5 protein-coding genes and 1 pseudogene are annotated in these 4721 nt (G+C 71.3%); 4 read left to right on the top strand and 2 right to left on the bottom strand.

The annotated features are described in order from the left end of the window. Window positions 1-105: pseudogene (locus ABD52_RS39595) on the top strand (IS5/IS1182 family transposase); the annotation flags it as partial. Between the two features lie 75 nt (window positions 106-180). Here ABD52_RS39595 and ABD52_RS36290 read toward each other — a convergent pair. Continuing rightward, on the bottom strand, window positions 181-696 hold the full coding sequence (locus ABD52_RS36290) for an acyl-CoA thioesterase (RefSeq protein ID WP_013284146.1): 516 nt from the start codon (window positions 694-696) through the stop codon (window positions 181-183). 23 nt (window positions 697-719) lie between these two features. On the opposite strand from ABD52_RS36290, the gene ABD52_RS36285 reads away from it, so the two are divergent. Continuing rightward, window positions 720-1373 carry a hypothetical protein gene (locus ABD52_RS36285; RefSeq protein ID WP_047894724.1) on the top strand — a complete coding sequence of 218 codons (654 nt, stop codon included), beginning with the start codon at window positions 720-722 and terminating at the stop codon, window positions 1371-1373. Window positions 1374-1425: 52 nt separating this feature from the next. On the opposite strand, the gene ABD52_RS36280 is transcribed toward ABD52_RS36285, so the two are convergent. Further along, window positions 1426-2589: an acyl-CoA dehydrogenase family protein gene (locus ABD52_RS36280; RefSeq protein ID WP_013284144.1), complete on the bottom strand. Its 1164-nt coding sequence runs from the start codon at window positions 2587-2589 to the stop codon at window positions 1426-1428. 247 nt (window positions 2590-2836) lie between these two features. Between ABD52_RS36280 and ABD52_RS36275 the strand changes: the two genes are divergently transcribed. Beyond that, a complete protein-coding gene (locus ABD52_RS36275) occupies window positions 2837-4264 on the top strand; it encodes a UDP-glucose/GDP-mannose dehydrogenase family protein (protein ID WP_013284143.1) in 1428 nt (475 codons plus the stop codon). Between the two features lie 161 nt (window positions 4265-4425). After that, the coding region (locus ABD52_RS36270) for a hypothetical protein (protein WP_047894723.1) at window positions 4426-4721 on the top strand (296 nt) is incomplete at its 3' end.

The following is a 4721-nucleotide window of genomic DNA, read 5'->3' as shown; positions in this document are numbered from 1 at the left end:
ATCAACAGGCTCAAACGCCACCGCGGCGTCGCCACCCGCTACGACAAGCTGGCCGTCCGGTTCCAAGCCGTCCTGACCATCACCATCATCACCGAGTGGCTCTGACCTCGTTATGAAACACGCCTTAACAGGGGTCCCCTCCTCTACCGCAGGCGTTAACAAGGGGCCCTTCCTTACACCTCAGCCGGCGCGGTGGGCCTGGATCGCGCGGCGCCGGGCGAGCCGGTGCGCGCGCCGGATCTCGGCCTCCCGGAAGCGGCGCTCGTCCTCCGGCGTCTCGGGCAGCACCGGGCGGACCGGCCGGGGCGTGCCACCCACGTCGACGCCCACGAACACCAGGTACGCGGTGGCGACCCGGACCGGTTCCTCCTCGGCCGAGTCCCAGCGTTCGGCGACCACCTTCACCCCGACCTCCATCGAGGTCTGTCCGGTCCAGTTGATCTGCGCGTGCGCGTGCACGAGATCGCCCACCCGGACCGGCTCGGAGAAGACGATCTCGTCGATGGACGCGGTCACCGCGGTGCCGCCGCTGTGCCGCGCCGCCGCCGCGCCGGCGACGTCGTCCACGAATTTCATCAGTACCCCACCGTGCACGGTCCCGTACAGATTGACATCGACCGCGGTCATGATGCGACTGAGCGTGACGCGGGAGTACGACGTGGGCTTACCCGGCGGGACCGCGGGATGATCTGTCATGCCGAAAACGGTACGGTGCGCGGATGCGACATCTCTGGAGCTTCCTCGCCGGGTTGGCGGTGGCGCCCGTCACCTGGGTGCTCGTCACGCTCGGTCAGGACGGATCTGAGCGGACCGTCGACCGCTGGGTGGAGATCGGGACGTACAGCACGCCGAACCTGATCGAGCCGGCCGTCTATCTGGGCGTCGCCGGCATCCTGCTCGGCCTGCTCGGCACGTTGCGCTTCTCGCCGTTCGGCCCGCTGGTGGCCGGCCTGCTGCTCGCGGTCCCGTACCTCGGGCTGTTCGTCGCGCCGTTCGGCGTGCGGGACCGGGTGCCGGACGACCTGAAGCTGCTCGGTGACCCGCTGCCGCTGCGCGACCCGCTGGACAACGGCACGCTGTTCCTCATCGGCCTGCTGCTGCTGATGGCCGTGTTCAGCACGAGCCGCTGGCGGCGTCCCGTCACATCCGCGACGGCCGAGGCGGAGCTGACCCCGGCCGTCACACCGGTCGAGCACAAGCCGGCGCTCACCGACTGGCCCCCGGCGCCGGCGAAGGACCCGGACACGCCGCCGCTCACGCTCGCGTACCCCGAGTCCCCCACCGAACCCCTGCCCCGCCGCACCGGCGGCGAGTCGCCGTGGTCCGCGCCCCCGCGCGGCGCCGGCCGGCCGGAGGGCACCGAGAGCCGTTGAACGAGCGCGGGCGGGCCGGTACGTACCGGCCCGCCCGCCCGAACGCCTGCGGTCAGCCCTTGAGCAGCTGACGCGCCATCACGATGCGCTGCACCTGGTTGGTGCCCTCGTAGATCTGGGTGATCTTGGCGTCCCGCATCATCCGCTCGACCGGGTAGTCGCGGGTGTAGCCGTAGCCGCCGAGCAGCTGGACCGCGTCGGTGGTGATCTCCATGGCGGCGTCGGACGCGAAGCACTTCGCGGCCGCACCGAAGTAGGTCAGGTCCGCGTCGCCGCGCTCGGACCTGCCGGCGGCGGCGTACGTGAGCTGCCGCGCCGCCTCCAGCTTCATGCCCATGTCGGCGAGCATGAACTGGATGCCCTGGAAGTCGGCGACCGGCTTGCCGAACTGCTTGCGCTCCTGGACGTAGCCCTTGGCGTAGTCCAGCGCGCCCTGAGCGATACCGACGGCCTGGGCGGCGATGGTGACCCGGGTGTGGTCCAGCGTCTTCATCGCGGTGGCGAAGCCGGTGCCCTCGGCGCCGATCATGCGGTCGGCCGGAATCCGGACGTTGTCGAAGTAGACCTCACGGGTGGGCGAGCCCTTGATGCCGAGCTTCTTCTCCGGGGCGCCGAAGCTGACGCCCGGGTCGGACTTCTCCACCACGAACGCGGAGATGCCCTTCGAGCGCGCTGTGGGATCGGTCACGGCGAACACGGTGTAGTACTCGGAAACGCCCGCGTTGGTGATCCACCGCTTCACGCCGTTGAGCACCCAGTGGTCTCCGTCACGTACCGCCTTGGTGGTCATCGCGGCGGCGTCGCTGCCCGCCTCCGGCTCGGAGAGGCAGTAGGAGAACATGCCCTCCCCGGCCGCGACCGGGGTGAGGTACTTGCGCTTGAGTTCCTCGGAGCCGGCCAGCAGCAGCGGCATGGTGCCCAGCTTGTTCACCGCCGGGATCAGCGAGGACGACGCGCAGGCCCGGGCCACCTCCTCGATCACGATGGCCGTGGCCAGCGCATCCGCGCCGGCGCCGCCGTACTCGACCGGGATGTGCGGGGCGTGGAAGTCGGCCGCCCGCAGGGCCTCGTAGGACGCCTTGGGGAACTCACCTGTCTCATCCGCCTCGGCGGCGTGCGGAGCCACCTTGGCCGCACAGACCTCACGGACCGCCTCCCGGATCGCCTCGTGTTCCTCCGGCAACCGGTAGACGTCGAACGACTGCTCTGCGGCCATGTCGGCCCTCCCCTTTCACCGCTATCATGCGCAGTCTGTGCCGCCCGGGGGCCGACGACTGCCGCAAACTGAAGGATAGCCACCGGCCCCGGCCGAACCTTACCGGCGGGTAGGCTCGCGCCCGAGCCTCGCCCGCCCAACCCCATTACCCTCACAGCAGACATCCAGTTCCCTCGGTGCCCGGCCTCGGCGCCCCAGCAGAATGCGACGCGTGGAAGCGCCGCCAGTGCGAGCGGAGAAGACAGGCGTGACGATTCCGTACCCGAACACCCAGCCGATGCCCGCCATCGCCGCGGTGACCCCGCCGTCCGGCGCCGCCCGCCCGCGGGTGACCTTCCTCGGCACCGGCTACCTCGGTGCGACCTACGCCATCTGCTACGCGGAGCTGGGCTACGAGGTGCTCGGCTTCGACGTCGACGCGGACAAGATCGCCAAGCTGAACGCGGGCGAGGTGCCGATCCACGAGCCGGGCCTCGACGAGCTGCTGCGGCGCAACCTGGCCGCCGGCCGGCTGCGGTTCAGCACCGACATCCAGGAGACCGCCGACTTCGGCGACGTCCACTTCATCTGCGTCGGCACCCCGCAGCGGGCCGACGGCATGGGCGCCGACCTGTCGTACGTCGAGGCGTCCGTGACCAGCCTCGCCCAGCACCTGACCCGCAAGGCGCTGATCGTCGGCAAGTCCACCGTGCCGGTGGGCACCGCCGAGTGGGTGGAGCAGCTCGTCGGCAAGCACACCCCGGCCGACCTCGGCGTCGAGGTGGCGTGGAGCCCCGAGTTCCTCCAGGAGGGCTTCGCCGTCGACGACGTGCTGCGTCCGAACCGGATCGTGGTCGGCGTCAAGAGCGAGTGGGCCAACGGCATGCTCTTCGCCGCCCACAAAGGCGTCTTCGACCTCGCCGCCACCGAGGACCGCGAGGTGCCGCTGGTGGTCACCGACTTCGCCACCGCCGAGCTGGTCAAGGTCGCCGCGAACGCGTTCCTCGCCACCAAGATCTCCTTCATCAACGCGATGGCCGAGGTCTGCGAGGCGGCCGGCGGCGACGTCACCCAGCTCGCCCGCTCGATCGGCTACGACCCGCGCATCGGCAACCGCTTCCTCCAGGCCGGGCTCGGCTTCGGCGGCGCCTGCCTGCCCAAGGACATCCGCGCCTTCCAGGCCCGCGCGCAGGAGCTGGGCGCCGGTGAGGCGCTGCGCTTCCTGCACGAGGTCGACCTGATCAACCAGCGCCGCCGCAGCCGCGTGGTGCAGCTCGCCGCCGAACTGCTCGGCCGCCGTTCCGGGCCGGCCGGCCCGGACCTGTCCGGCACGCGGGTCGCGGTGCTCGGCGCCACGTTCAAACCCAACACCGACGACGTACGCGACGCGCCGGCGCTCGCGGTCGCCTCGCTGCTCGGCAAGGCCGGCGCCGACGTGCACGTGTTCGACCCGCAGGGGGTCGAGAACGCACGCCGGGCGGTGCCCGAGCTGACGTACGAGGAGACGATGAACGACGCCGTCCGCGGCGCCGACCTGGTCTGCGTGCTCACCGAGTGGGCCGAGTTCCGCAACGCCGACCCGGTGGCCCTGGGCGAGCTGGCGAACGGCCGCAAGGTGGTCGACGGGCGCAACTGCCTCGACTCCACACTGTGGACGCAGGCCGGCTGGGAGTACCGCGGCATGGGTCGCCCCTGATCCGCTGAGCGCGCGGACCGGCCGCCGGGGAACGTCTCCCGGCGGCCGGTCCGTTTTTGTTGTCCCGAACGCGGCGGCAACTGTCGAAATCCCGGCCCACTCAAGGCATGCTGCCTCTGGGAGGTCCACAGTGCGGGGGCACGGGCGGACGGGAGACTGTCGTGGAGAGCTTCAGGTGCGCCTCGTGCGGGCAGGACATCAAGCCCGCCGTCGTCTGCCCGCACTGCGGCGCGCACCAGCCGCAGTGGGCCGAGCACCTGGCCGACATCGAGCGCTCGATCGCCGAGATGAAGGCCCGGGACGCCGAGATCGCCCGGGAGCAGCGGCAGATCGCCGCGAAGATGCAGGCCGCCCTCTTCCAGCGGGACATCCTGGCGCACGCCGGTGAGGAACGGATCCGGCAGGCCACCCGGCCGCGCCGGGTGCTGCGCCGCCGGCCCGGCCGCCGCCCGCCCAC

It is taken from the genome of Micromonospora sp. RV43, assembly GCF_001029515.1.
GTDB lineage: Bacteria > Actinomycetota > Actinomycetes > Mycobacteriales > Micromonosporaceae > Micromonospora > Micromonospora aurantiaca.
This window is presented reverse-complemented; position numbering and strand designations above follow the sequence as displayed.